22 protein-coding genes and 1 pseudogene are annotated in these 25460 nt (G+C 71.0%); 12 read left to right on the top strand and 11 right to left on the bottom strand.

What is annotated here, in order from left to right:
* Positions 1-54: 54 nt before the first annotated feature.
* Positions 55-495 (bottom strand): DUF4112 domain-containing protein, encoded by a 441-nt coding sequence (locus tag BUE30_RS15040; RefSeq protein WP_083601412.1) that lies wholly within the window; start codon positions 493-495, stop codon positions 55-57.
* Between the two features lie 158 nt (positions 496-653).
* Between BUE30_RS15040 and BUE30_RS15035 the strand changes: the two genes are divergently transcribed.
* The 4 genes from BUE30_RS15035 (at position 654) to typA (ending at position 5185) form a co-directional block, all read left to right on the top strand.
* Positions 654-1862: an NADP-dependent isocitrate dehydrogenase gene (locus BUE30_RS15035; RefSeq protein WP_073332885.1), complete on the top strand. Its 1209-nt coding sequence runs from the start codon at positions 654-656 to the stop codon at positions 1860-1862.
* 420 nt (positions 1863-2282) lie between these two features.
* Positions 2283-2618 carry a DMT family transporter gene (locus BUE30_RS15030; protein WP_073332881.1) on the top strand — a complete coding sequence of 112 codons (336 nt, stop codon included), beginning with the start codon at positions 2283-2285 and terminating at the stop codon, positions 2616-2618.
* Positions 2619-2689: 71 nt separating this feature from the next.
* Positions 2690-3232, top strand: coding sequence for a YitT family protein (locus BUE30_RS15025; RefSeq protein ID WP_073333071.1), 543 nt, complete (start codon positions 2690-2692; stop codon positions 3230-3232).
* Positions 3233-3364: 132 nt separating this feature from the next.
* The gene (gene typA / locus BUE30_RS15020; RefSeq protein ID WP_073332877.1) at positions 3365-5185 is read left to right on the top strand and encodes a translational GTPase TypA; all 1821 of its coding nucleotides are present in this window, start codon (positions 3365-3367) and stop codon (positions 5183-5185) included.
* 106 nt (positions 5186-5291) lie between these two features.
* On the opposite strand, the gene BUE30_RS15015 is transcribed toward typA, so the two are convergent.
* Together BUE30_RS15015 and rpiA are read right to left on the bottom strand one after the other, a co-directional pair.
* The gene (locus BUE30_RS15015) at positions 5292-5627 is read right to left on the bottom strand and encodes a hypothetical protein (protein ID WP_073332873.1); all 336 of its coding nucleotides are present in this window, start codon (positions 5625-5627) and stop codon (positions 5292-5294) included.
* Between the two features lie 8 nt (positions 5628-5635).
* Positions 5636-6418 carry a ribose-5-phosphate isomerase RpiA gene (rpiA, locus tag BUE30_RS15010; protein WP_073332868.1) on the bottom strand — a complete coding sequence of 261 codons (783 nt, stop codon included), beginning with the start codon at positions 6416-6418 and terminating at the stop codon, positions 5636-5638.
* A gap of 170 nt (positions 6419-6588) precedes the next feature.
* Between rpiA and BUE30_RS15005 the strand changes: the two genes are divergently transcribed.
* The 3 genes from BUE30_RS15005 (at position 6589) to BUE30_RS14995 (ending at position 9658) form a co-directional block, all read left to right on the top strand.
* Positions 6589-7695 (top strand): type III polyketide synthase, encoded by a 1107-nt coding sequence (locus tag BUE30_RS15005; RefSeq protein ID WP_244526376.1) that lies wholly within the window; start codon positions 6589-6591, stop codon positions 7693-7695.
* Positions 7696-8187 (top strand): isoprenylcysteine carboxyl methyltransferase family protein, encoded by a 492-nt coding sequence (locus BUE30_RS15000; RefSeq protein ID WP_073332865.1) that lies wholly within the window; start codon positions 7696-7698, stop codon positions 8185-8187.
* Positions 8188-8284: 97 nt separating this feature from the next.
* Positions 8285-9658, top strand: coding sequence for an L-serine ammonia-lyase (locus BUE30_RS14995; protein WP_073332861.1), 1374 nt, complete (start codon positions 8285-8287; stop codon positions 9656-9658).
* A 183-nt stretch (positions 9659-9841) separates the two neighbouring features.
* Here the strand turns inward: BUE30_RS14995 and BUE30_RS14990 are convergent, their stop codons facing one another.
* From BUE30_RS14990 to recA, 4 genes are all read right to left on the bottom strand, one after another.
* Positions 9842-10288 carry an MOSC domain-containing protein gene (locus BUE30_RS14990; RefSeq protein WP_073333060.1) on the bottom strand — a complete coding sequence of 149 codons (447 nt, stop codon included), beginning with the start codon at positions 10286-10288 and terminating at the stop codon, positions 9842-9844.
* A 17-nt stretch (positions 10289-10305) separates the two neighbouring features.
* A complete protein-coding gene (locus BUE30_RS14985) occupies positions 10306-10596 on the bottom strand; it encodes a DUF1330 domain-containing protein (protein ID WP_073332858.1) in 291 nt (96 codons plus the stop codon).
* The gene (alaS, locus tag BUE30_RS14980) at positions 10596-13250 is read right to left on the bottom strand and encodes an alanine--tRNA ligase (protein WP_073332855.1); all 2655 of its coding nucleotides are present in this window, start codon (positions 13248-13250) and stop codon (positions 10596-10598) included. The genes BUE30_RS14985 and alaS overlap by 1 nt, the downstream gene beginning before the upstream one ends.
* Before the next feature lie 445 nt (positions 13251-13695).
* Positions 13696-14775: a recombinase RecA gene (recA, locus tag BUE30_RS14975; RefSeq protein ID WP_073332851.1), complete on the bottom strand. Its 1080-nt coding sequence runs from the start codon at positions 14773-14775 to the stop codon at positions 13696-13698.
* Between the two features lie 275 nt (positions 14776-15050).
* Between recA and BUE30_RS14970 the strand changes: the two genes are divergently transcribed.
* The gene (locus BUE30_RS14970) at positions 15051-15641 is read left to right on the top strand and encodes a gamma-glutamyl kinase (RefSeq protein WP_073332847.1); all 591 of its coding nucleotides are present in this window, start codon (positions 15051-15053) and stop codon (positions 15639-15641) included.
* A 482-nt stretch (positions 15642-16123) separates the two neighbouring features.
* Here BUE30_RS14970 and BUE30_RS14965 read toward each other — a convergent pair.
* Positions 16124-18604: pseudogene (locus BUE30_RS14965) on the bottom strand (cation:proton antiporter); the annotation flags it as partial.
* A gap of 114 nt (positions 18605-18718) precedes the next feature.
* Here BUE30_RS14965 and tal point away from each other — a divergent pair.
* Together tal and BUE30_RS18180 are read left to right on the top strand one after the other, a co-directional pair.
* Positions 18719-19648, top strand: coding sequence for a transaldolase (tal, locus tag BUE30_RS14960; protein ID WP_073332843.1), 930 nt, complete (start codon positions 18719-18721; stop codon positions 19646-19648).
* Entirely contained in the window at positions 19645-19797 is a 153-nt protein-coding gene (locus BUE30_RS18180) for a DUF4062 domain-containing protein (RefSeq protein ID WP_083601411.1), read from the top strand. The genes tal and BUE30_RS18180 overlap by 4 nt, the downstream gene beginning before the upstream one ends.
* Positions 19798-20146: 349 nt before the next feature.
* On the opposite strand, the gene BUE30_RS14950 is transcribed toward BUE30_RS18180, so the two are convergent.
* On the bottom strand, positions 20147-21052 hold the full coding sequence (locus BUE30_RS14950) for a Gfo/Idh/MocA family protein (RefSeq protein WP_073332839.1): 906 nt from the start codon (positions 21050-21052) through the stop codon (positions 20147-20149).
* A 230-nt stretch (positions 21053-21282) separates the two neighbouring features.
* Here BUE30_RS14950 and BUE30_RS14945 point away from each other — a divergent pair, with 230 nt between their 5' ends.
* Complete coding sequence (locus BUE30_RS14945; RefSeq protein WP_073332834.1) at positions 21283-22518, top strand: aminotransferase class V-fold PLP-dependent enzyme; 1236 nt, start codon at positions 21283-21285, stop codon at positions 22516-22518.
* Positions 22519-22593: 75 nt separating this feature from the next.
* Positions 22594-23682 carry a 2'-deoxycytidine 5'-triphosphate deaminase gene (locus BUE30_RS14940; protein WP_073333058.1) on the top strand — a complete coding sequence of 363 codons (1089 nt, stop codon included), beginning with the start codon at positions 22594-22596 and terminating at the stop codon, positions 23680-23682.
* Between the two features lie 296 nt (positions 23683-23978).
* On the opposite strand, the gene scpB is transcribed toward BUE30_RS14940, so the two are convergent.
* On the bottom strand, positions 23979-24653 hold the full coding sequence (gene scpB / locus BUE30_RS14935) for an SMC-Scp complex subunit ScpB (protein ID WP_073332830.1): 675 nt from the start codon (positions 24651-24653) through the stop codon (positions 23979-23981).
* A complete protein-coding gene (locus BUE30_RS14930) occupies positions 24654-25448 on the bottom strand; it encodes a segregation and condensation protein A (protein ID WP_073333057.1) in 795 nt (264 codons plus the stop codon).
* Positions 25449-25460 lie beyond the last annotated feature (12 nt).

The raw sequence follows: 25460 nt of genomic DNA, 5'->3' as shown, positions 1-25460 counted from the left end.
CCGGGACGTCCGGCCCCGGATGCGGTTGAGAGAAAGGGAGCGGAAAGCGCGCGGTCAGACCGGCGGAGAGGCCTTCTCCGCCTGCGCGCGGAGGTGATCGCGCAGCAGGTTCACGTTCCGCAGGTTGTCCTTGTAGAAGAAGTCGAAGACGTTGCCGAGAACGGGCACGGACCCGACGACCGTGTCGATCGCCGTGTTCGCGACCATCCGCGCCTTGACGTGGCCCGGCACGCCGAGCTGATGCGCCTTCCGGATGATCCAGGCTGAGGGGGCGGCCGCGGCGGCGTCGCCGATCCCCGGGATCAGGCCCAGGACGCTGTCCAGACCGAACCGCCAGCGCGTTCCCGGCACCCCGTATCTGGCATCGAGGAGACGCGCCATGCGATCGAGCTTCTCCAGCTCTTTCGCATGGTCGACCGGGCGAGAGGCCGCCGGGCCATGGCGGCCCTCGGCGGGCCTCGCGGCGCGGGGAGAGAATTCGTCGGCTGCGGACATAAGGGGGCTCCTCTCGTCTGCGTTACCCCCCATCAACGCGGTTGGGGGCGAAACGGGTCCGGGCGGAGCCACGGCGGTATGCAACCGCATACCGCTTCCATGCCTTCGGCCTTTCCGCTAGGGGTCGGGCGACACATCCATCAGCCGCGAGGGACCCCATGTCCAAGATCAAGGTAGAGAACCCGGTCGTCGAGCTCGACGGCGACGAGATGACCCGGATCATCTGGGACTTCATCAAGCAGAAGCTGATCCTGCCCTATCTCGACATCGACCTGCTCTACTACGATCTCGGCATCGAGGCGCGGGACGAGACCGACGACCAGATCACCGTCGACGCGGCCGAGAAGATCAAGGAGATCGGCGTCGGCGTGAAATGCGCGACGATCACGCCGGACGAGGCGCGGGTCGAGGAATTCAACCTCAAGCGCATGTACCGCTCGCCCAACGGCACGATCCGCAACATCCTCGGCGGCGTCATCTTCCGCGAGCCGATCATCTGCTCGAACGTGCCGCGCCTCGTGCCGGGCTGGACGCAGCCGATCGTCGTCGGGCGCCATGCCTTCGGCGACCAGTACCGCGCCACCGATTTCCGCTTCCCCGGGCCGGGCAAGCTGACGATGCGCTTCGTCGGCGAGGACGGCGAGACGATCGAGCGCGAGGTGTTCGACGCGCCCGCCGCGGGGGTGGCGATGGGCATGTACAACCTCGACGGGTCGATCTACGACTTCGCCCGCGCCTCGCTGAACTACGGCCTGAACCGGGGCTACCCGGTCTACCTGTCGACCAAGAACACGATCCTCAAGGCCTATGACGGCCGCTTCAAGGACATCTTCCAGAAGGTCTACGAAGAGGAGTTCGAGGCCGACTTCAAGAAGGCCGGGATCACCTACGAGCACCGCCTGATCGACGACATGGTCGCCGCCAGCATGAAGTGGTCGGGCGGCTACGTCTGGGCGTGCAAGAACTACGACGGCGATGTGCAGTCCGACACCGTGGCGCAGGGCTTCGGCTCGCTCGGCCTGATGACCTCGCAGCTGATGACGCCGGACGGCAAGATCGTGGAGGCCGAGGCCGCCCACGGCACCGTCACCCGGCACTACCGCCAGCACCAGCAAGGCAAGGAGACGTCGACGAACTCGATCGCGTCGATCTTTGCCTGGACGGGCGGGCTCAAGCATCGCGCGAAGCTCGACGGCAATACCGAGCTCGCGACCTTCGCCGAGACGCTCGAGAAGGTGACGGTCCAGTGCGTCGAGGACGGTCACATGACCAAGGACCTCGCCCTGCTCGTCGGACCGGACCAGAAGTGGCTGACGACGATGGGCTATCTCGAGAAGGTCGACGAGTACCTCCAGAAGGCGCTCTGATCCGCTCCTGACCGACGGAACTGGGGCCGCTCCATCCGGGGGCGGCCCCTTCGCGTTCGGGCGCCGGCCACGGGTGGCGCCGGCCGATCAATGGTCGCGCGCTCGACCGGGAGGGGCGCCCTGCCCCTCCCCGTCGGCCGAATGCGTCCATGCCATCGCGCCCGCGCGTTCCGGCCCCTGCCTGACTGCCGCACTGGCGGCTCTCCCCCTCTGCCAACGGCCGAGACACGCGCTTCGGTCGGCGGTGCCTTCGCAGGCCCGCCCGGCCGGCACGTGCTCCTGCCGTTCCGCCCGCCTGACGGACCGCCGGAAAAGCGGGCGGCGCGGCACGGCAGCGCCGTCCGGCTCCGCCCCCGGCTCGCCGGCCTCGTGACAGCGTCCCGCCGCCGCGCTAGGCGGGGCGGGAAAGGAGGGCCGCCCATGCCCACCGCCTATGTCGCGCTCATCCTCGCCGTGATCGCCGAGACCATCGGGACCACGGCGCTGCAGGCCTCGCAGCAATTCACCCGGCTGGTCCCCTCCATCGTGGTGGTGATCGCCTATGCCGCGGCCTTCACGCTGCTCTCGGTCAGTCTGAGGACCATGCCGGTCGGCGTGGTCTACGCGATCTGGTCGGGTCTCGGCATCGCCCTGATCGCCGTGATCGGCTTCGTCGTCTTCGGCCAGCGGCTGGACCTGCCCGCGATGATCGGCCTCGCCATGATCCTGGGCGGCATCCTCGTCATCCACCTCTTCAGCCGGGCGACCCCGCATTGACGCCGCGCCTGAAATCCACCGCCGACCGCCATTCGCTGGCGGAGGACGCGCAGGGCCTCGCCCTCGGGATCATGCTCTGCGGGTCGGGCCTGCACATCCTGACCCATCTCGGCCTCGTCACCGGTCAGACGGCCGGGATCGCCGCGATCCTGTCCTACCTGACGGGCTGGTCCTTCGGCGCCGTGTTCTTCGTCATCAACCTGCCCTTCTACTGGCTGGCCTGGACGCGGCTGGGGGCCGAGTTCACGCTGAAATCGCTGATCTCGGTCACGGCCCTGTCGCTGCTGACCGAATGGCTGCCGAACGTCTGGCAGATCGGCGAGATGGCGACGGGCTACGGCGCGGTGCTGTTCGGCTGCATGGTCGGGCTGGGGTTGCTGGCGATGTTCCGGCACAACGGCTCGCTCGGCGGGATCGGGGTGCTGGCGCTCTGGCTGCAGGACAGGACGGGGTTCCGGGCCGGATACGTCCAGCTCGCGGTCGATGCGGTCGTCTTCGCCGTCGCCGCCTTCCTGTTCGCATGGCCCGTCGTCCTCTGGTCGCTGCTCGGCGCGGTGGTGATGAACCTCGTCGTGGCGGTGAATCACCGCCGGGACCGCTACGTGGCCACTTGACGCCGCGGCGCAGCATGACGATGTGGGGCGCGAGACGGGCGGCTGGCCAAGCCGCCGCCGGCGGGCTATTGCGCCCGCGACCCCGCGACAATCGCTCCTGACCTTCCTGCCCGACGAGAGGCCCCGCCGCCCATGGATATCCGCAACATCGCCATCATCGCCCATGTCGACCACGGCAAGACGACCCTCGTCGACGAGCTGCTGAAGCAGTCCGGCACCTACCGCGAGAACCAGCAGACCACCGAACGCGCGATGGACAGCAACGACATCGAGCGCGAGCGCGGGATCACCATCCTCGCCAAGTGCACGAGCGTCGAGTGGAAGGGCACCCGCGTCAACATCGTCGACACGCCCGGCCACGCCGATTTCGGCGGCGAGGTGGAGCGGATCCTGAGCATGGTCGACGGCGTGGTCCTGCTGGTGGACGCGGCCGAGGGGCCGATGCCGCAGACCAAGTTCGTGACCTCCAAGGCGCTCGCCCTCGGCCTGCGTCCCATCGTCGTGCTGAACAAGGTCGACAAGCCCGATGCCGAGCCCGACCGCGCGCTCGACGAATGCTTCGATCTCTTCGCCAATCTCGGCGCCGACGACCGGCAGCTCGACTTCCCGCATCTCTACGCCTCCGGCCGTTCCGGCTGGGCCGACGAGGAGCTGGACGGGCCGCGCAAGGACCTCTCGGCCCTGTTCGACCTGGTGACGCGCCATGTCGAGCCGCCGAAGCAGCTGACGAACGCGGACCAGCCATTCCGGATGCTGGCCACGACCCTCTCCTCCGACCCGTTCATGGGCCGGATCCTGACCGGCCGGGTCGAGAGCGGGCGCCTGTCCACCGGCGACACGCTGAAGGCGCTGTCGCGCAAGGGCGAGCGGATCGAGCAGTTCCGCGTCAGCAAGATCCTCGCCTTCCGCGGGCTCGGCCAGCAGCCGATCGACGTGGCCGAGGCGGGCGACATCGTCACCATCGCCGGCATGACCAAGGCGACCGTGGCCGATACGCTCTGCGACCCTTCGGTCGACATCCCGATCCCGGCCCAGCCGATCGACCCGCCGACCATCTCGGTCACCTTCGGCATCAACGATTCGCCCCTGGCGGGGCGCGACGGCAAGAAGGTGCAGTCCCGCGTCATCCGCGAGCGGCTGATGAAGGAGGCGGAATCGAACGTCGCGATCAAGATCGAGGACACGCCCGGCGGCGAGGCCTTCGTCGTGTCCGGCCGGGGCGAGCTGCAGATGGGCGTCCTGATCGAGAACATGCGCCGCGAGGGGTTCGAGCTGTCGATCTCGCGTCCGCAGGTCATCCTGCGCGAGGAGAACGGCCAGCGGATGGAGCCGGTCGAGGAGGTCACGATCGACGTGGACGACGAGTTCACCGGCGTCGTGGTCGAGAAGCTGACCGGCGTGCGCAAGGGCGACCTCATCGAGATGAAGGCCGCCGGCCAGGGCAAGACGCGCATCGTCGCGCATGTCCCCTCGCGCGGGCTGATCGGCTATCACGGCGAGTTCCTGACCGACACGCGCGGCACCGGCGTGCTGAACCGCATCTTCCACGGCTGGACCGCCCACAAGGGGCCGATCCAGGGCCGCCGGCAGGGCGTGCTGATCTCGATGGAGAACGGGACCGCCGTCGCCTATGCTCTTTGGAACCTCGAGGAGCGGGGCAAGATGTTCATCAACCCGCAGGATCCGGTCTACGAAGGCATGATCATCGGCGAACACAGCCGTGACAACGATCTCGAGGTGAACCCGCTGAAGGGCAAGAAGCTGACCAACGTCCGCGCCTCCGGCACGGACGAGGCCGTCCGCCTGACGCCGCCCGTTCAGATGTCGCTCGAGCAGGCCATCGCCTATATCGACGACGACGAGCTGGTGGAGGTGACGCCGAACGCGGTGCGTCTGCGCAAGCGCTTCCTCGACCCGCACGAGCGCAAGCGGCAGGCCCGCGCGGCGAGCTGATCGCCCGGGCCGCGGCTGCGGGACCCGCGCCGCGGCTCCTTCCGACCGTTGCGAAAAGGCCCGCCCCGGGATGCCGGGGCGGGCCCTTCTCCGTCCGGTCGTCGCTCTACTCCGCGTCGACCTCGACCAGCCCGCCATACCAGGCCATCGCGTGATCCTGCCCGCGCCAGCCGACGCCCTTGTCCGCCAATGTCGGGCGCAGCGTGAACACCACCCGCCCCGCATGCTCGCCCTTCGCGATCCGCTCCCACGACAGGACTTCGCCGCCGAAGGCCGAGGGCGCGATCTTGGTCTCGTGCAGGAAGATCCGCCCGCCGATCAGCGCCTCCGCTTCCTCCGTCGGCAGCTTCCAGAAGCCCGAGGTCCACTTGCCCCCGCCGACCGACGCGAGATGCTTCAGCGACGTGCCCTCCCGCCGGCAGATGACATGGGCGACCTTCATCGCCGCCCCTACTCCGCGATCTCGGTGAAGATGTTGTCCGCGTCTTCGAGGTCGTAGCGCATCTCCTCGGCCGGGCCGCCGGCATGCTGGCGGACCCGGACCCGGCCGTCGGAATGGCCGATCACGGTCGCGTCGCAGATATCCGTGAACAGGCCGTTCTCGACCACGCCCGGAATCTGGTTCAGCACGAGGCCGAGCTGCCGGGGATCGCCGATCCGCTTGAGATGCAGGTCCACTATGTGGTTGCCCTGGTCGGTGCGGTAGGGCGCGTCGCCCGCCATACGCAGCGTCGTCTCGCGGCCCAGCACGTCGAGGCCGACCAGCGTCTCCTCGATCAGCATCCGGGTGACCTGCCAGCCGAAGGGGATCACCTCCACCGGAAGGGGAAAGGCGCCCAGCGTCTCCACCTCCTTGCTGGCATCGGCGATGACCACCATCCTGTCGGAGGCGGTGGCGACGATCTTCTCCATCAGATGGGCGCCGCCGCCCCCCTTGATCAGGTTCATCTCGCGGTCGATCTGGTCCGCGCCGTCGATCGTCAGATCGAGCCATCTCGCCGTGCCCAGATCGCCGACCTCGATCCCCGCCTCGCGCGCGAGATCGGCCGTGCGGGCCGAGGTGGGGACGGCGGTGAAGCGCAGCCCCTCGTCCCGCTGGCGCTCGCCGAGGCACTGGACCAGCCATGCAGCGGTCGATCCCGTGCCGAGGCCGACCTTCATGCCCGGCTCCACCATGGCGGCGGCGCGGTGCGCGGCGGCGAACTTGGCGCGGTCGATGGGGGACAGGGTCATGGCGCGGCTCCTCCCGGCGGGTCCGGTCCCTTGATAGGCATACCCGGCCCCCCGGGTGAAGGCGGGATCGCACGGGGGCGTGACGATCCGCCGCTGGAAGCGGGCGGTGGCGCCCTAGATCGAGCCAGAACGGGGGGCCGCCCTGCCCCCACCGCCAAGGAACCCGCCCCGTGCTCGACCGCCTCTCCCCTGCCGCCCCCCGGACCGCGCCGCGGCAGGGGGCCGGCCCGGTCTTCGACGTGACCCTCGCCGGGATAGGCACCGCCGTCCCGCCCCATGCCCTGCCGCAGGACCTCGTCCAGCGTACCGCCGCGCGCCTTCTCGGCCCCCGCTACCCGCAGTTCGAGCGGCTGCGCACCGCCTTCGACAATGCCGGGGTCGACATCCGCTACTCGGTCGTGCCGCCCGACTGGTTCGAGGGCGATCACGGCTGGTCGGACCGCAATGCCGCCTATCTCGCCGGGGCCACCGCCCTTTTCCGCGATGCCGCGACCCGCGCCCTGACCGATGCCGGGATCGCGGCGGAGGAGGTGGACACGATCGTCTCCATCTCCTCCACCGGGATCGCCACCCCCTCGCTCGAGGCGCAGGTCCATGCCGAGATGGGCTTTCGCCGCGACGTGCGGCGGGTGCCGGTCTTCGGCCTGGGCTGCGCGGGGGGCGTGACGGGCCTCGCCATCGCGCGGCGCCTCGCCGCCGCCGATCCGGGCAGCCGGGTGCTGATGGTCGCGGTCGAGGCCTGTTCCCTGTCCTTCCGGACCGACCGGCTGCAGAAGGCCGACATCATCGCCACCGTCCTCTTCGGCGACGGCGCGGCGGCGGCCGTGCTGCAGGCGGGCGGTGAGGGCCGGGTCCGCCTGGCGGAGGGGCACGAGCATCTCTGGCCCGATACGCTGCCGATCATGGGCTGGGACGTGGACGATACGGCGCTCGGCGTGATCTTCGACCGCTCGATCCCCGAATTCGCCGCTGCCGAGTTCCGGAACGGGGCCGAGGCCATGCTCTCGGCCGCCGGGCTGGCGTCCGCGGATCTGGACCGGCTCGTCTGCCATCCCGGCGGCGCCAAGGTGGTGGAGGCGATCGAGGCGGCGATGGAGCTGCCCCCCGGCACGCTCGGCGCCGAGCGGCGGGTGCTGCGCAAGGCCGGGAACATGTCCGCGCCCACCGCCCTCTTCGTGCTGGAGGAGGTGCTGGAGGAGGGCCTGACCGGCACGATGGCGCTGACCGCGCTCGGCCCCGGCTTCACCGCCTCGCTGATCCCGATGCAGGTGGGCTGAATGGCCCCCGTCTTCCTGCTCTATCTCGTCGCCGCCCGCCTCGTCGAACTGGTCATCGCCCGCCGCGACACCGCCCGCCTGATGGCGGCCGGCGCGCGCGAGGTGGGGGCCGGGCACTATCCGGTGATGGTCGCGCTGCACGCCTCGTGGCTGGCCGCGCTCGTCCTCTTCGGCTGGGACAACGAGGTGCGGACCGGCTGGCTGGTCGCCTTCGCGGCGCTTCAGGTGCTGCGGGTCTGGATCCTCGGCACGCTGGGGCCGCGCTGGACGACGCGGGTCATCGTCACCGACACGCCGCTGGTGCGGCGGGGGCCCTTCTCGGTGCTGAACCACCCGAACTACACCCTCGTCGTCGCCGAGATCGTGGTCGCGCCGATGGTGCTCGGCCTCGGCTGGGTGGCGGCCCTCTGGACGGTGCTGAACTTCTGGATGCTGACCCATCGCATCGCGGTCGAGGACGCGGCAATCCGCCCCGGCGCGGGCCCGACCTGACGCCCCCGCCCCGGCGCAGGTCGCATTCCGGCTGGGGTTCGGGGCGCAGGCGGCCTAGGGTCCGACGAAGATCGCCCCGCCCCCCTGAAGGCCGCCCATGTTCCTTTCCGTCTTCGACATGTTCAAGGTCGGCGTCGGTCCGTCCTCGTCCCACACGATGGGGCCGATGGTGGCCGCCGCCCGCTTCCTCGACCACCTGCGCGCGCAGCCCTTCCGCGTGGCGCGGGTGCGCGCGACGCTGCACGGCTCGCTCGCGCATACCGGGGTGGGTCACGCGACCGACCGCGCCACGATGCTCGGCCTCGCCGGGTTCCGACCCGAGAGCTACGACGCCGAACATGCCGAGGCCGAGCTGACCCGGCTCAAGGAGGAGAGGCGCCTCGCGCCGGAGGGTCTGCCGGCCTTCGCCTTCGATCCGGGCGAGGATCTCGTCTTCGACCGCGGCCCCGCCCTGCCCGGCCATGCCAACGGGATGGTGCTGCGCGGCCTCGATGCCGAGGGCGACGTGGTGACCGAGGTGACCTACTACTCGGTCGGCGGCGGCTTCGTCCTGACGGAGGAGGAACTGGCCCAGGGCAAGGATACCGATACCGGCCCGCCCGTCCCCTACCCGTTCAGGAGCGCGGCGCAGATGCTGGAGATGGCCGCCGCCTCCGGCCTCTCCATCGCGCGGATGAAGCGGGCGAACGAGGATGCCCGCCGAGCCGCCGGGGATGTCGACCGGGGCCTCAAGCGCATCTGGGAGGTGATGGATGCCTGCATCGAACGCGGGCTGAGCTCCGAGGGCATCCTGCCCGGCGGGTTGAAGGTGCGCCGCCGCGCCGCCGGGATCCGCGCGGCCCTCATGGCCGAGCGCGGCACGAACCTCTCCGCCCCGCACACGATCAACGACTGGATGAGCGCCTACGCCATGGCGGTGAACGAGGAGAACGCCGCCGGCGGGCAGGTCGTCACAGCCCCGACCAACGGCGCGGCAGGGGTCGTGCCCGCGACGATCCGCTACTGGCTGGACTTCGTGCCCGGCGCCTCGGTGCGCAACGTCCCGGACTTCCTGCTGACCGCCGCCGCGATCGGCGGCCTCGTGAAGTACAACGCCTCGATCTCGGGCGCCGAATGCGGCTGCCAGGCGGAGGTGGGCAGCGCCTCGGCCATGGCCGCGGCCGGTCTCTGCGCCGTGATGGGCGGGACCCCGGCACAGATCGAGAATGCCGCCGAGATCGCGCTGGAACACCATCTCGGCATGACCTGCGACCCAATCCGCGGCCTCGTCCAGGTGCCCTGCATCGAACGCAACGGCCTCGGCGCGATCAAGGCGGTCAGCGCCGCCTCGCTCGCCCTGCGCGGCGACGGCACGCATCTCGTCCCGCTCGACGCCGCGATCGAGACGATGCGCCAGGTCGGCGAGGACATGAGCGAGAAGTACAAGGAGACGGCGCTCGGCGGCCTTGCGGTGAACGTGCCGAACTGCTGAACGGGCCGACGCCCTCGCCAGCCGGCCCTGCCCAGCCCCGGCCACGAGACCTGGGCGCATCCACCCTGCACCGCATGCCCATGGCTCTTATCTTGCCAGAAATACTCCACGGGGGCCGCCATCGGTGCGCCATCGGTCCGAGCGACGATGGCGGCGGGTGTGAAACCCCCGGCCTCGCCGACGTCACCCCGGCCGGACCTCGTCCCCGACCGCCACCGCCGCCGGCTCGACCACGCTCGCGCACCAGCCGCCATGGCCCCGCACGGCGTTGAAGCCGCCGGGGCCCAGTGCCTCCTCCATCCGGGAGCAGGGCGCGCAGGGCCCCTCGATCCGCAGCAGCGCCGAGCCGACCCGGATCGTCGCCTTGCGCAGCGCCAGCAGGTTCAGTCCGGACACGGCGATGTTCCGACGGAGCAGCGGATAGGTCGCCTCCCGCCCCGCCAGGGCCGCGATCACCGGCAGGTGCTCCGCCTGGATCAGGGTGACGGCCCGCTTGCCGGGGCGGCCGTGATCGCCCTCTAGCCCCTCGGGGCCGATCCGCGCCCGATCCACCGAAGTGACCTCGCCCCGCCTCTCGGGCCGCAGCCCGATCCACGCGATCCGGCCCCCCCGGGCATGGGCCCCGATCATCGCGGCGAGGTCGCCCCTCACTCGATCTCTTCGACGATCATCAGCTCGCGATCCGCCGCGCCCTTCGCGAAGGACAGCGCCTCCTGGTAGGCGGCGGAATGGTAGCAGTCGCGCGCCGCCTCGAAGCTGGGAAAGCGGGCGACGACGTTGCGGGGACGCGGGGTCCCCTCGAGGTACTCGAACCGCCCGGCGCGGGCCATGAATTCGCCCCCGTGGTCGGTGATCGCGGGGCCGGCCCGCTTGGCGTATTCGGCATAGGCGTCCTCGTCGGTGACGGTGACATGGGCGATCCAGAGGGCCTTGGGCATCACGCGGTTCCTTTCAGAAGGGTTTCGGCGGCCGCGATCGCGGCCTCGGCATTGTCGGCCGACGGCCCGCCGCCCTGGGCGAGATCGGGGCGGCCGCCGCCGCCCTTGCCGCCCAGCTCGGCCACCGCGGCGCGCAGCAGGTCGACGGCGGAGACGCGTGCGACGAGGTCGGAGGTCACGCCCGCCGCCACCGCCGCCTTGCCGCCGGTATCGGCGATGAGCAGGATCGCGCCCGACCCGATCTCTGCCTTCATCTCGTCCACCATGGCCGGAAGATCGCGGCCCGTCACCCCCGACAGGATGCGGGGCGCGAAAGTCACGCCGCCCACCTCGCGCGTCTGCGCCCCGCCCGATCCGCCGCCGCCCATGGCGAGTTCGCGCCGCAGCTGGGCGACCTCGTTCTGCAGGCTCCGGCGCTCGTCGAGCAGCGCCTTCACCCGCTCGGCCACGTCGGCGCCGCCGACCTTCAGCAGCCGCTCGATCTCGGCCAGCTTGAGGTCGCGTCCGCGCAGCTCGGCCATCGCGGCCGGGCCGGTCAGCGCCTCGATCCGGCGCACGCCGGAGCTGGACGCCGTTTCGGACATCAGGGCGAAGACGCCGACATCGCCCGTGCGCCGCACATGCGTGCCGCCGCAGAGCTCGATCGACCAGGTCTGGCCGTCCACCCCCTTGCCGGTGGGCGCCCGGCCCATCGACACGACGCGCACCTCGTCGCCGTATTTCTCGCCGAACAGGGCCTGCGCCCCCAGCGCCCGCGCCTCGTCCGGCGTCATCAGCCGCGTCTCGACGGGGGAATTCTGGCGGATGTAGTCGTTCACCGCCCCCTCGACTCGTGCCACCTCGTTCGCCGTCAGCGCGGCATTGTGGGTGAAGTCGAAGCGCAGCCGGTCCGGTGCGTTGAGCGAGCCGCGCTGCGCGACATGCGCGCCCAGCACCTCGCGCAGCGCCTCGTTCAGCAGGTGCGTGGCGGAATGGTTCGCGCGGATCGCGCCGCGCCGCGCATGGTCGACGACCAGCCGCGCGCCCTGCCCGCGCGCGATCTCGCCCTCCGTCACGGTGGCGTAGTGGATGAAGACGCCCGCGACCTTCTTCGTATCGGTGATCTGCGCCCTGCCCGTTTCGGTCGCGATCGTTCCGGCATCGCCGACCTGGCCGCCGGCCTCGGCGTAGAACGGCGTCTGGTTCACGACGATCTGCACGTCGCCCGTCGCAGATTCCACCCCGTCATTGCCCTGCACGAGGGCGAGGATCTGGCCCTCCGCCTCTTCGGTCTCGTAGCCGAGGAACTCGGTCACGCCGTGGCGATCGGCGATGTCGTACCAATGCGCCTGGTCCGCCACCTCGCCCGAGCCGGTCCAGGCGGCGCGCGCCTTGGCCTTCTGCTCGGCCATCGCGGAGGTGAACCCTTCGGTGTTCACGCCGCGCCCGCGCTCGCGCAGCGCGTCCTGCGTGAGGTCGAGCGGGAAGCCGTAGGTGTCGTAGAGCTTGAACGCCGTCTCGCCGGGCAGGTCCTGATCCTCGGGCAGACCCGCCATCTCGTCGTCGAGCAGCTTGAGCCCCCGCTCCAGCGTCTGGCGAAAGCGCGTCTCCTCGGCGCGCAGCGTCTCCTCGATCACGGCGCGGCCCTGCACCAGCTCGGGATAGTGGTCGCCCATCTGGCGCACCAGCTCGGGCACCATGCGGTGCATGACCGGTTCGCGCGCGCCGAGGCGGTGCGCATGGCGCATCGCGCGGCGCATGATCCGGCGCAGCACGTAGCCCCGCCCCTCGTTCGAGGGCAGCACCCCTTCAGCGATCAGGAAGGAGGTAGAGCGCAGGTGGTCGGCGATCACGCGGAAGGAGGCTTTGTCGTCCCCCTCCGGCCCGCGCCCCAGCACGTGGCCGATATTGTCGATCAGCGCGGCGAAGAGATCGGTCTCGAAGACGCTGCCGACACCCTGAAGGACGGCCGCCATCCGCTCCAGCCCCATGCCCGTGTCGATGGACGGGTTCGGCAGCGGCTTGCGGTTGCCGCCGTCGACCTGCTCGAACTGCATGAAGACGAGGTTCCAGAACTCGAGGAACCGGTCGCCGTCCTCCTCGGGGGAGCCGGGCGGGCCGCCCCAGATATGCTCGCCCCGGTCGATGAAGATTTCGGAGCAGGGGCCGCAGGGGCCGGTATCGCCCATCTGCCAGAAATTGTCCGAGGTCGGGATGCGGATGATCCGGTCGTCCGAGAAGCCGGCGACCTTTTTCCACAGCTCCGCCGCCTGGTCGTCGTCGTGGTAGACGGTGACCAGCAGCTTGTCCTTCGGCAGGTCGAACCCCTTGGTCACCAGCTCCCAGGCGAAGGGGATGGCCTCGTCCTTGAAGTAGTCGCCGAACGAGAAGTTGCCGAGCATCTCGAAGAAGGTCAGGTGCCGGGCGGTGTAGCCGACATTGTCGAGGTCGTTGTGCTTGCCGCCCGCGCGCACGCATTTCTGGCTGGTCGTGGCGCGGGTGTAGTCGCGGCTCTCCACCCCGGTGAAGAGGTTCTTGAACTGGACCATGCCGGAATTGGTGAACATCAGCGTGGGGTCGTTCCGCGGCACCAGCGGCGAGGACGCGACCGGCGCGTGTCCGTTCTTCTCGAAGAAGTCGAGGAAGGTGGAGCGGATGTCGGCGAGGCTGGTCATCGGGGCGTCCCTGGGCGGCGTGGTCGGGTCCGCCCCGTCTAATGCGCGGGCCGGGGGCTGTCCACGTCCGCTTGGGGGTGGGGCAGGTCTGCGTCCGCCCGCCGGGGCGAGACCGGATTCGGGTGCCGCTCGATGGAGGGACGCCCGCTCCGCCGATCGCCCGGCGGAAGACCCGCCCCGGGGCCTGACCCGGGCCGGGGCCACGGGGTACAATGGCCGTTCCGCGGGTGACCCGGGTCCGGTCCGCCGAGCTCTTGCTTCGTCCGGCGGGGGCCGGATCGAGCGCCGGGGCGGGGGTCATGGGGCGCGAGGGATCCGCAGGATCCTGACGCGCGAACGGAAACGGGGCGCCGGCCGTCGCCCGCGCCCCGTCCCCGGTATTCTCCGCCCCGGCGTCCCGGGACGTGGGGGTTTCAGGAGTCCCCGTCTCCGACCCGGGGGCCCCTCACATGTCGACGAGATCCTCGCCGCTGTCGTCCCCGTCATCCTTCATCGCGAAGTCGAGGCCATGGGCGGCGCGGATCTTGTCCTCGATCTCCCACGCGATGTCGGCATTCTCCTTGAGGAAGCCCTTCGCGTTCTCGCGGCCCTGGCCGATGCGCTGGTCGCCGTAGCTGAACCAGGCGCCGGACTTCTCGACCACGCCGGCCTTCACGCCGAGATCCAGCAGCTCGCCGGTCTTCGAGATGCCCTCGCCGTACATGATGTCGAACTCGACCTGCTTGAACGGCGGGGCGACCTTGTTCTTGACGACCTTCACCTTGGTCGTGTTGCCGACCACCTCGTCCCGATCCTTGATCGCGCCGATCCGGCGGATGTCGAGACGGACGGAGGCGTAGAACTTCAGCGCGTTGCCGCCCGTCGTCGTCTCGGGCGAGCCGAACATGACGCCGATCTTCATCCGGATCTGGTTGATGAAGATGACCATGCAGTTGGAGCGCGAGATCGAGCCCGTCAGCTTGCGCATCGCCTGGCTCATCAGGCGGGCATGCACCCCGACCGAGCTGTCGCCCATGTCGCCCTCGAGCTCGCTCTTGGGCGTCAGCGCGGCCACCGAATCGACCACGACCATGCTGACGGCGCCGGAACGCACGAGCGTGTCGACGATCTCGAGTGCCTGCTCGCCGGTGTCGGGCTGCGAGATCAGCAGCTCGTCCAGGTTCACGCCCAGCTTCTTGGCGTATTGCGGGTCGAGCGCGTGCTCGGCGTCGACGAAGGCGCAGACGCCGCCCTTCTTCTGCTCCTCGGCGACGGCGTGAAGCGTCAGCGTCGTCTTGCCCGACGATTCGGGGCCGTAGATCTCGATGATCCGGCCCTTCGGCAGGCCGCCGATGCCCAGCGCGATGTCGAGCCCCAGCGAGCCGGTCGAGGTCGCCTCGATGTCCGGCATCTGGTTCTCGCCACCGAGCTTCATGATCGAGCCCTTGCCGAACTGCCGCTCGATCTGCGCGAGCGCGCTGTCGAGGGCCTTCTGCTTGTCTGCGGTTTTCTTGTCGTTCATCGAGAGAAGATCTGCCACGGCCATGTTCAGGGGCTCCTTGTTCCACGTTCCGGGCGGGCCGGCAACGCGCTGCTTCGTTCGCCTCTTGTTCTCGTTGCCGTTAATGAGACCAAAAGAAGAACATATCAAGTCAAATCGGCTTGAATCCACCTATTGGGCCTATTGGTTAAGGGCGGGTTACCCGGCGCGGCCCCGGCGACACGGATGCGCGCCCCCGGCCCGGCCGTTGCCTTCCCGGCATGGCCGCCGGCCGCCGGGCGCGCTAGGCTCGGCGCCTACAGGATCCAGCGGGGCCGTCCATGCTCGTCTTCTGGGCCGAACGGCTCGTCCTTCTCGCCGTGCCCAAGACCGGAACGACCGCGATCGAGGGGCGGCTCGCGCCGCGCGCCGGCCTCGTCCTGCGCGACCCGCCGGTGGTGAAGCACACGCCCTTCTACCGCTACGGCCGCTTTCTCGCCCCCTATCTCGAGGCGACGGGCGCGGAGGGGATGGAAACCGTCGCCTGCCTGCGGCACCCGGTCTCGTGGCTGGGCAGCTGGTATCGCTACCGCCACCGCGCCGAGCTGGCCGGTCACGCGAACAGCACCCGGGACATCAGCTTCGACGCCTTCGTCGAGGAATACTGCAAGGGCCGGCCCGCCCCCTTCGCCGCCGTGGGCAGCCAGGCGAGATTCGTCGCCGGGCCGAACGGAACGCGCGTCACGCATCTCTTCCGCTACGAGGCGCAGGACCGGCTGATCGCCTTTCTCGAAGAGCGGCTGTCGGTGACGATCGAGCTGAAGCGGCTGAACGTATCGCCCGAGATGGACCTCTCCCTCTCCCCCGCCGTCGAGGAGAAGCTGCGCCGCAAGCGGGCGGAAGAGTTCGAGGCCTGGGACGCCGCCGGCTAGGAGGCCGCCCGCGCCGGGTCGCGGCCGCTGCCGGCGCCCTCGGGTTCATCGCCGCCCGCTTCGCGCCCGGCCCCGGAACCGGCGGTCGGCTCTTCGTCCGGTCCGACCGGCTCGGTCCCCTGCCCCGCATCGCCGCCATCGGTGCCGCCATCGGTGCCGGCCCCGTCCGCCGGTGCCGCGCCCCCGGTCCCGTCCCGGCGCGGGGGGAGGGATCCGTCGGCGCCGTCCGCGCGCCTCGCCGCCGCCACGGGACCGCCGGCCGGGGCGGCGCCGTCGACCTCGTCCTCGTCCTCGACCGCCAGGAAGGGGCTTTCCTCGACCTCGTCCCCCTCTGGCACGGCGCGGCCCTCCCGGCCGGACGGCGCCTCCGTCCCGGCATCCCGTTCCGGCGGGGCCTCCGCCGCGCTGCCGCCCGGCGCCTTCGGCGCGCCGGAGGCCCCCGCGAGTCCGGATGTCGCCGCTCCGACGAGGCCGTCCAGCCCGTCCAGCGCGACGCCGCGCCTCTCGGCACTCTCGCGCACGGCCCGCCGCAGCGCGCCGGACCCCCGCAGCAGGCGCTGGAAACGCTGCTCGTCCAGCTCCAGCAGGACGCCGTGGCTCAGCGCACGGACCTCGGTCCGGCGGGGCCGCCGCGCCAGCAGGGCGAGCTGGCCGAACATCTCGCCCCGGCCCAGACGGACGGTCTGGGTGCCGGTCAGCAGCTCCACCGCGCCGGTCGCGATGAAGAAGACCGATCGCGGCGGGCTGTCGCGCCGCACGATCACCTCGCCGGCGGTCACGTAGCGGGTCCGCAGCCCCCGGGCGAGGCGGCGCACCATGCGGGGCTGCATCTCGGCGAAGAGCGGCATCTGCTGGATCAGCTCGGCCTTGCGCACGGCGAGGTCGAGGGCCGGCCGCCGCTCGATCCGGGCGCGGCGGCGGCCGAGATCGGCGGTGAGGGTGGCGTGCAGCTCGGGGCCGATCAGCCCCTCCTCGCGCAGCACCTCGTATTCCCGCTCCTCCAGCCGCAGGGCGGTGCGGCGGATGAAGCGTCGCTCCAGCTCCTCGGCGTAGCCCGGATATTGCAGGCGCAGCCCGTCCAGCGCCTGTCCCACCTCCTCGGCCCGCGCATCGAGCAGGTCGTGCAGCAGGTTCGCGACCCGCCGGCCATGGATGCGCCGGATCCGCCGGTCGATGAAGCCGTCCAGATCCTTGAGGATCAGGCGCTGGATCAGCAGCCGCTCGAACCGGTCCTCGGTCAGCCGGGCGAAGAGCCGCGACAGGCGCAGCCGCGTGTGCAGCCAGGCCGCCAGCCGGTAGACGCCGCCCTGCCCCAGGGGCCGCCGCGCGGCGCGGCGATAGCCCATCCGACCCTGCACGCGGGTCTGCTCGATCAGTCGGTCGGCATCGGACAGCGCCATCTCGGCCAGCCGGCTCGAGATCGCCTGCTCGCGGAACCGCTCGAGGATCAGCTCGCGCTCGGCCCCCGCCAGCGCGATGAGGCCGAGCGTGATCCGGTCCCGGTCGAGGATCGCCTCGGCCTCGTCCGCGCGCTTGACCGCCGCGTCCAGCCGCTCGCCGAAGCGCTTGGCCTCGGCGCGCACCGTCTCGCGGGCGAGGCCGTAATTCTCGGTGACCTCGGCCACCTCCTCGCGCACCTCCTGCAGGGCGACGGCGACGACCTGGTTCGCCAGCGCCGCGTCGATGGGCGAGAGCCGGTCGAGCCCCAGCTTCGCGATCACCCAGCGCAGCGTGGTCCCCTGCACGATCAGCGTGAACAGGACGAAGCCGGTCGCCAGGATGCCGACCTCGCGCCGCACGTCGGGCGGCACGCGCAGGCTCTCGGTCACGGCGAGCGCCAGCGCCAGCGTCACCGCGCCCCGCAGCCCGCCCCAGAGGATCGCGGCGCGGTAGGGCCGCTCGACATGAGGGCTGAGCCGCGCCCGGTCGAGCAGCGGCAGCAGCACGAAGAGGATGAAGGCCCGCGCGACCAGTGCCGCGGCCGTCACGACGAGGATCCGGCCCAGATCGCCGAAGGTCAGCCCGTCCAGCAGCCGCGGAATGAGCAGCGCGGCGAGAACGAAGATCAGCGCCCCGGCCCAGTGCGCCAGCAGGTCCCAGACCTCGCGCAGGTTGGCCCAGGCGGCGGGGGTCAGCCGCCCCGGCCCGATCAGGTTCAGCGTGAGGCCCGCCGCCACCACCGCGATCACGCCCGAGGCGCCGACCAGCTGCTCGGACCCGATATAGGCAAGGTAGGGCAGCGCGACCGAGAGCGAGAGCTGCGCCAGCGGGAACCGCCAGACCAACCCCATCGCCATCACCGTCAGCCGCCCGGCCGCCCAGCCCGCCGCCGCGCCCCCGACCAGCAGGAAGGGGAACTGCGCCAGCGCCGAGCCCAGCTGGGGGTCGGGCACGCCGCGCATGACGAAGCCCATGAAGAGGCCGAACAGCGCGATGGCGGCCGCGTCGTTCAGCAGGCTCTCGCCCTCGACGATGCGGCTGAGGCGCAGCGGCGCGGCGATGGAGCGGAAGATGCCCACCACGGCCGAGGGATCTGTTGTCGACACGATCGCCCCGACCAGCAGCGCCGGGAACAGCGTCATTCCCGCCACCCAGTGCAGCGCGTAGCCGACGCTGAGGGTCGCCACGACCACGGCGACGATGGCCAGGACCAGGATCGGCACCCAGTCGTCCAGCATCCGCCGCAGGTTCAGCCCCAGCGTCACCTGGAACAGCAGCGTCGGGAGGAAGACGTAGAGGAAGACGTTGGACCGGATCGGCAGGGCGAGGATCGCCTCGGCCACCGGGTTCAGCGCATCGGTGAAGGTCGTCCGCAGGAAGAACGCCGCCGCGCCGCCGATGGCGATGCCGAGGGCCGCGAGGATCACCGAATAGGGCAGCCGCAGCCGCGCCGCGAGCGGCTCGGCGAGGCCGATCACCAGGAAGAGCCCGGCCAGGATCGCGGTGATGAGGACGATGTCCATGGACCTGTCCTAGAGTGCCCGCGTTCCCCTGTCACGGCGGCGGGGGTGCAAGGATTGACCCCGCACGCAGATGTGCCCATCCCTTGGGCGACCCAATTCCCCCCGGAGGACGCCATGACCAACCGTCTCGATCAGCTGAAAGACATGACCATCGTCGTCGCCGATACCGGCGACATCGAGGCGGTGAAGGCGCACAAGCCGCAGGATTGCACGACGAACCCCTCGCTGGTGCTCAAGGCGGTGCAGGACGACGCCTTCAAGGACACGTTCCGCGAGGCGGTGGCGAAGGGCGGCAGCACCGAGGACATCGCGCAGGACCTGGTGATCCGCGTGGGCAGCGCGCTGGCCGGGATCGTGCCGGGCTACGTCTCGACCGAGGTCGCCTCGCACCTCTCCTTCGACACCGAGGGCTCCATCGCCTCCGCCCATTCGCTGATCGAGGCCTACGACAAACAGGGCGTCGGCAAGGACCGCATCCTCATCAAGCTCGCTTCCACCTGGGAGGGGATCCGCGCCGCCGAGAAGCTGGAGCGCGAGGGCATCCGCTGCAACCTCACCCTCCTCTTCTCCATGGCCCAGGCGGTCGCCTGCGCCGATGCCGGCGTCACGCTGATCTCCCCCTTCGTCGGGCGCATCACCGACTGGTACAAGTCGGCCGAGGGCGTGGAGGGCTACGAGCCCGAGAACGATCCGGGCGTGAAATCCGTGCGTGAGATCTACGACTACTACAAGTCGGCCGGGATCGAGACGATCGTCATGGGCGCGAGCTTCCGCAACGCCGGCCAGATCGCCGCCCTCGCCGGCTGCGACCGCCTGACGATCTCCCCCGACCTGCTCAAGGAACTGTCCGAGGACGAGACCCCGCTGGAGCGGGTATTGTCGCCGGAGGGCAAGTCGGGCGGGTCCAAGCGGTCGATCAGCGAGGCGGAGTTCCGCTGGGAGCTGAACGAGGACGCCATGGCGACGGAGAAGCTCGCCGAAGGCATCCGCAAGTTCCACGCGGACGGGGTGAAGCTGGCGAAGATGATTGAGGGGGCGAGGTGACGAACAGGCGTTACCAAGTCTTTGTAAGTTCGACTTATCTCGATCTCCACGAGGAGCGGCAGGAGCTTATACGAGCAATATTAGAGTTGGATTGCATCCCCGCTGGGATGGAGCTTTTCCCGCCTCCGACGACGACGCTTGGAGCCTAGGGGTACGTCGCAAATTGGAGGCTGCCGATCTGGAAAGCAGAAAACCAGGTCATCCGCCTCACTTTGAGCTCATACGATTTCACGTGGCCCCCGGCCCGAACAGCGCCGAAGGCGCCGGGCCAGCGGCGGCCCGCCCCCCGGGCTGCCGCTTCGTCGCCGCCAGCGCGACGCTCATTCGGTGCAATGACACGACGCCATAAAGTGCGGACCTCGACCGTCCGAGGCGGCATCCCGCGGGCCGCCGCAGGCCCGGCTTGCGCGTCGACCGGGGCGGACGGCCGAGCAGGGTCGGAACGGCCGCCCGCCTTGCTCCGGACCCGCCGGCGATCCGCTCAGTCGCGCCCGCCCCTCACCACTCGAACGCCGCCACGCTCTCCCGCCGCCCCAGGCTCATCGCGTCCGCCACCAGCACCATCGGGGCGAGGTCCACGTCCTGCGTGCCGTGCAGCACTAGCTCCGCCATCCGCTCGTAGAGCGCGGGGTATTCCGCGTGGGGGCCGGTCTCCACCGCCTCGCCGGCGATCTCGACCCGGCTGCCGCCGCGGATCAGCTTGACCGATCCTTCCGCCGTCTCGATCTCCATGTTCCAGGTCGGCGGGCCGGCCTCGCGCCAGTCGAAGCGGGCCTCGATCCCTTGCGTGAACTGGAGTTGCGCCGCGATGGGCGTCTGCCTGTTCTCCGGCACCTCCAGCGTCGCCTCGGTCAGGAAGACGGGGCGCGGCAGGATCTCGGTCAGGATCGACAGCGCGTTGATGCCGGGATCGAATACGCCGAGGCCGCCGGGCTCGAACACCCAGTCCTGCCCGGGATGCCATTGCTTCACGTCCTCGATCCAGTCGATCCGCCCGCCCGTCACCTCGCGCGTCGCGAGCCAATCCTTCGCGACCGACACGCCCGCCGCCATCCGGCTGTGCCAGGTGGTGTAGAGCGTGCGCCCCCGCTCCCCCGCCAGCCGGGCGAGGTCGTGCACCTCGGCCAGCGTGGCGCCCGGCGGCTTCTCGAGCATGACGTGCCGCCCCGCCTCCAGCGCCTGCCGGGCCAGCGCGTAGCGCGGCACGGGCGGCTGGCAGAACGAGATCACCTCGATATCGGGCCGCGCCTCGAGGAAGGCGCCGAGATCGGTGAAATGCTCCACCCCCTCCACCTGGCCCGAGCGGGAGATCGTCGCCGCCAGCTCCCAGTCCTCCGATGCCTCCAGGGCGGGGATATGCTGGTCGCGGGCGATCTTGCCGATGCCGGACAGGGCGATCTTCATGGGGGGCGTCCTCGTACTGGGCGGGCTCGCGGCCCGGCTCGTGGTCGGGCCACACTCCCCCGCCGGGGGCAGGGCGTCAACGCTCACCCTTCGCAGAGTTTGCAAATACCGCGGCCGGGCGCGCGCGCCGGTCACGCGCCGGTCCCGGGCCGGCGAGGGGCCGCGATTTTCCCCTTTCCTTCCCCCGGCGCCGCCCCCAAACCTCCCCCCGACACGATCCGGAGCCTGACATGTTCGACGACGCCCTCCTCGCCCGCATCCGCGACCGCTTCGCCCATGTGGAGGAGGATCCGTTCACCGGCCCCCGCATCTTCTTCGAGAGCGCGGGCGGCGCCCTGCACCTCAAGTCGGTGGTCGAGACCTCGACGAAGTTCGCCGCCCTCCCCGACAACCAGGGCCGCGACAATCCCGCCTCGAAGGCGCTCGAGGACATCATCGCCCGCGCCCGCGACGCCTTCCGCCTCTACCTCAATGCCTCCGCCGGCACGGTGATGGTCGGCGAGAGCGGGACCGAGCTGCTGCACCGGCTCGTCCGCACCGCGATGGTGGCGCGCCCGGACGGGCCGGTCGTCGGCACCACGCTCGAGCATCCCGCCAGCCGCGACGCGATGGCCCATTGGGCCGGCGTGCAGGGGCGCACGCACATCCTCGTTCCGCACGACAACGCCACCGGCACCGCCTGGGCCGAGGCCTACCGCGCGCACCTGACCCCCGACACGGCCGTCGTGACGGTGATCCACACCTCTCCCGTCACCGGCCGGCCGGTCGACATCGCCGCCGTGGCCGCGACGGTGCGCAAGGTCGCGCCGGACGCGCTGATCATCGTCGACGGCATCCAGCACGCCGCCCATGGCGCGGTGGACCTTTCCGGCGCGGATGTCGACGGCTACGTGATCTCGCCCTACAAGGTCTTCTCCCGTCATGGCTACGGCCTCGCCTGGGCCTCGGACCGGCTCTCGGCGGTGGATCACGAGGGGATCGCCGGCAAGTGGGAGCACGGGACCCGCGACACCGGCGCCTATGCCACCTGGCTGGACGTGGTGGCCTATCTCGACTGGCTGGGCGGCGAGGTCTCGTCCGAGACCGCGCCCCGCGCCCGGCTGGAGGCGGCGGCCGCCGCGATCCACGACCACGAGGCGGGGCTCGTGCAGATGATGATCGAGGGAACCGGCAACCTCGCCGGCCTCAAGGATCTGCCCGGCCTCACGCTGGTCGGCGGCGCCGAGCCCGCGCCGCGCGAGGGGGTCGTGAGCTTCTCCGTCGCCGGGCGCCCCTCGCCCGAGATCGTCGCCGCGCTCGAGACGCAGGGCCTGCGCGCCCATACCCGCAAGGCCGACGCCTATTCGGGCAACGTCCTGTCGCCCCTCGGCATGGCCGATTGCGTGCGGGTCTCGACCGGGCATTACAACAGCCCCGAGGAAGTGCGCCGCCTCCTCGCCGCGATGGCCGAGATCGTGCCGAGCTGAGGCGCCGTCCCGGCCGGCGGTGGCGGCGCCGCCCGCCGCCTGCTAGGGGCCGGCAAGAGCAGGGGAATGCGACCGATGCCCGGTGTCCAGGCCAGCCAGCAGATCGAGGCGCTGATCGCGGGCGGCGCGATCCGGGCCGCGCGGCCCGTCGCGCCGGGACAGGTCCAGCCCGCCTCCCTGGACCTGCGGCTCGGGGCGCGGGCCTACCGCGTCCGCGCCTCGTTCCTCGCCGGGCGCGAGCGCAGCGTCGCCGAACGGCTGGCCGATTTCACGATGCACGAATTCGATCTCTCGGGCGGCGCCGTGCTCGAGAAGGGCTGCGTCTACCTCGTGCCGCTGCTCGAGAGCCTCGACCTGCCGGACCACCTCTCCGGCGCCGCCTCGGCCAAGAGCTCGATCGGGCGGCTCGACCTGCTGACGCGGGTGCTGACCGACCGGGGAACCGAGTTCGACCGCATCCCGCCCGGCTATTCCGGCCCGCTCTGGGCAGAGATCTGTCCGCGCAGCTTCTCGGTCCTCGCGGCCGAGGGGCAGATGCTGACGCAGGTGATCTTCCGCGACGGCGACACGCGACTGTCCGACGACGCGCTCCGCGCGCTCCACGACGAGACGCCGCTGGTGGGCGCCGGGCCCGCGCGGATCGACGGCGGGCTGGGGTTCTCGGTCGACCTCGCCCCCGCGCGGGGCGACCTCGTCGGCTACAGGGCCAAGCCCCATACCGGCATCGTCGACCTAGCCCGGGTGAGCCACTACCCGGTGCAGGACTACTGGGAGGAGGTGCGCTCCCAGTCCGGGCACATCATCCTCGATCCCGGCGCGTTCTACATTCTCGTCAGCCGCGAGGCGATCGCCATCCCGCCCGGACATGCCGCCGAGATGGCGCCCTACCTCGCCATGGTCGGCGAGTTCCGGGTCCATTACGCCGGCTTCTTCGATCCTGGCTTCGGCTGGGCGGGCGCGGGCGGCACCGGCTCCCGGGGGGTGCTGGAGGTGCGCTGCCACGAGGCGCCCTTCGTGCTCGAGCACGGGCAGGTTGTCGGGCGGCTGATCTACGAGCGGATGGCCGAGGTGCCGGCGGCGCTCTACGGCACGGGCATCGCGTCGAACTACCAGGGCCAGGGCCTGAAGCTGTCGAAGCATTTCCGGATGGACGAGGGCCGCTGACAGGACCTCGGACGAGGGGTTTCCCGGCAGGACGGTCATCGGCGGGGAGGCTGCCGGCCCGCGCCGGCCCCGACCCCGGGGATCCGCGTATCCCGTGTGTTGCCGGCCGGGGGTGCGGACGCTCGCCCCCTCGCCCCCGGGGCCGATCCTCGCGGCGCCGGTCCGGCGCGCCGGACACGAGCGCCGCTGACAGGGGCTAGGGGATCGGCCGATCCGCGCCGGGACAGGGGGACCTTCGGGCGGGATGGGGCCGGCCCCGCGGACGGCCCAGCCCCCCGGCCCGCAACCCGCCGGCCCTACTCCTCGTCGAAGAGCGCGCTCTGCCCGCTTTCGGTCCCGTCCTCCGGCTCGCTCCCGTCGCCGGGGCGCGGGCGGTTGTCGAGCAGGCCGGCGGCCCGCAGCTCCTTCAGGCCGGGCAGGTCGCGCGCGCTCTCCAGCCCGAAATGGTCGAGGAAGGCCTGTGTCACCACGAAGGTGGTGGGCCGCCCGGGCGTCATGCGGCGCCGGCCGAGGCGGATCCAGTCCATCTCGATCAGCAGGTCGAGCGTGCCGCGGCTGATGCCCACGCCGCGGATCTCCTCGATCTCGGCCCTCGTGACCGGCTGGTGATAGGCGACGATGGCCAGCGTCTCGATCGCGGCGCGGCTGAGCTTGCGCGTCTCCACCACCTCGCGGCGCATCAGGAAGCCGAGATCCGGCGCCGTGCGGATCGCCCAGGCCTCTCCGACACGGACGACGCGCACGCCCCGCCCCTCGTAGCGGCGCCGCAGCGCTTCGAGCGCGGGGCCCGGCTCGCAGCCATGGGGCATCCGCGCGGTCAGGTCGGCCAGCGTCACCGGTTCGGCGCTGGCGAAGAGGATCGCCTCGACCATCCGCTCCTGCTCGCCCGCGGGCGGCGCCTCGAACAGGGTCTCGCGCGGGGGCGGCCCCCCCGGCCCCGCGCCCGGCGGCGGATTATCCGTCTCGTCCATTCAGATCCCCTTGCGGCGCCGGATCTGGATCGGCGCGAATGTGTCCCCCTGCCGGATCTCGATCCGCCCCTCCTTCGCCAGTTCCAGGCTCGCGGCGAAGGTCGCGGCGGTCGACGAACGGCGCTTCGCCGGGTCGCTCTCCCATCCCTCCGGCAGGTAGGACGAGATGTCGGTCCAGTCGCCCGCAAAGCCGATCAGGTGCCGCATCCGGCCCAGCGCCTCTTCCATCGACATGATCGACTCGCGATCCATGACGAAGGGGCGGAACTCGTCCTTCGTCCGGGTCCGGGCATAGGCCTGCATCAGGTCGAGCAGCGTCGCGGTATAGCGCACCGCGCGCACCCGCTCGACCGCCTGCGCGGCGCCGCGGGGAAAGACGTCGCGCCCCAGCCGGTCGCGGGCCATCAGCTGCGCCGCCGCCTCGCGCATCGCCGAGAGGCGCTCGAGCTGGAAGGCGAGATGGGCGGCGAGCTCGTCCCCGCTCGGCCCCTCCTCCTCGGGATCGGGGGGCAGCAGCAGGCGCGACTTGAGAAAGGCCAGCCAGGCCGCCATCACGAGGTAATCGGCCGCCAGCTCGATCCGCAGGGTCCGTGCTTGTTCGACGAAGGCGAGGTACTGTTCGGCCAGGGCAAGGATCGAGATGTGCCGCAGGTCGACCTTCTGCGTGCGCGACATCGTCAGAAGCAGGTCGAGCGGCCCTTCGTAGCCCTCGACATCGACGATCAGCGCCTCGGCCGCGCGGCGCTCGGCCACGCTGGCGGCGGGTGCGGGATCCTCGCCCTGCGCGTCGGTCATCGGCTCGGCCTC

It is taken from the genome of Wenxinia saemankumensis, from assembly GCF_900141735.1.
Taxonomy (GTDB): domain Bacteria; phylum Pseudomonadota; class Alphaproteobacteria; order Rhodobacterales; family Rhodobacteraceae; genus Wenxinia; species Wenxinia saemankumensis.
The sequence above is the reverse complement of the archived record's forward strand: the minus strand, read 5'-3'. Positions and strand labels throughout refer to the sequence as shown.

Excerpts from the sequence above, each read along its gene's own strand:
- rpiA (WP_073332868.1), bottom strand. The coding sequence starts at position 6,418 with ATGACCCTGTCCCCCATCGACCGCGCCAAGTTCGCCGCCGCGCACCGC.
- alaS (WP_073332855.1), bottom strand. The coding sequence starts at position 13,250 with ATGACCAGCCTCGCCGACATCCGCTCCACCTTCCTCGACTTCTTCGAG.
- BUE30_RS14970 (WP_073332847.1), top strand. The coding sequence starts at position 15,051 with ATGCTCGTCTTCTGGGCCGAACGGCTCGTCCTTCTCGCCGTGCCCAAG.
- BUE30_RS14950 (WP_073332839.1), bottom strand. The coding sequence starts at position 21,052 with ATGAAGATCGCCCTGTCCGGCATCGGCAAGATCGCCCGCGACCAGCAT.
- BUE30_RS14940 (WP_073333058.1), top strand. The coding sequence starts at position 22,594 with ATGCCCGGTGTCCAGGCCAGCCAGCAGATCGAGGCGCTGATCGCGGGC.
- BUE30_RS14930 (WP_073333057.1), bottom strand. The coding sequence starts at position 25,448 with ATGACCGACGCGCAGGGCGAGGATCCCGCACCCGCCGCCAGCGTGGCC.
- BUE30_RS14945 (WP_073332834.1), top strand. The coding sequence starts at position 21,283 with ATGTTCGACGACGCCCTCCTCGCCCGCATCCGCGACCGCTTCGCCCAT.
- scpB (WP_073332830.1), bottom strand. The coding sequence starts at position 24,653 with ATGGACGAGACGGATAATCCGCCGCCGGGCGCGGGGCCGGGGGGGCCG.
- typA (WP_073332877.1), top strand. The coding sequence starts at position 3,365 with ATGGATATCCGCAACATCGCCATCATCGCCCATGTCGACCACGGCAAG.
- BUE30_RS14985 (WP_073332858.1), bottom strand. The coding sequence starts at position 10,596 with ATGCCCAAGGCCCTCTGGATCGCCCATGTCACCGTCACCGACGAGGAC.
- BUE30_RS15025 (WP_073333071.1), top strand. The coding sequence starts at position 2,690 with ATGCTCTGCGGGTCGGGCCTGCACATCCTGACCCATCTCGGCCTCGTC.
- BUE30_RS15015 (WP_073332873.1), bottom strand. The coding sequence starts at position 5,627 with ATGAAGGTCGCCCATGTCATCTGCCGGCGGGAGGGCACGTCGCTGAAG.
- recA (WP_073332851.1), bottom strand. The coding sequence starts at position 14,775 with ATGGCCGTGGCAGATCTTCTCTCGATGAACGACAAGAAAACCGCAGAC.
- BUE30_RS15035 (WP_073332885.1), top strand. The coding sequence starts at position 654 with ATGTCCAAGATCAAGGTAGAGAACCCGGTCGTCGAGCTCGACGGCGAC.
- BUE30_RS15000 (WP_073332865.1), top strand. The coding sequence starts at position 7,696 with ATGGCCCCCGTCTTCCTGCTCTATCTCGTCGCCGCCCGCCTCGTCGAA.
- BUE30_RS15030 (WP_073332881.1), top strand. The coding sequence starts at position 2,283 with ATGCCCACCGCCTATGTCGCGCTCATCCTCGCCGTGATCGCCGAGACC.
- BUE30_RS14990 (WP_073333060.1), bottom strand. The coding sequence starts at position 10,288 with ATGATCGGGGCCCATGCCCGGGGGGGCCGGATCGCGTGGATCGGGCTG.
- BUE30_RS14995 (WP_073332861.1), top strand. The coding sequence starts at position 8,285 with ATGTTCCTTTCCGTCTTCGACATGTTCAAGGTCGGCGTCGGTCCGTCC.
- BUE30_RS15040 (WP_083601412.1), bottom strand. The coding sequence starts at position 495 with ATGTCCGCAGCCGACGAATTCTCTCCCCGCGCCGCGAGGCCCGCCGAG.
- tal (WP_073332843.1), top strand. The coding sequence starts at position 18,719 with ATGACCAACCGTCTCGATCAGCTGAAAGACATGACCATCGTCGTCGCC.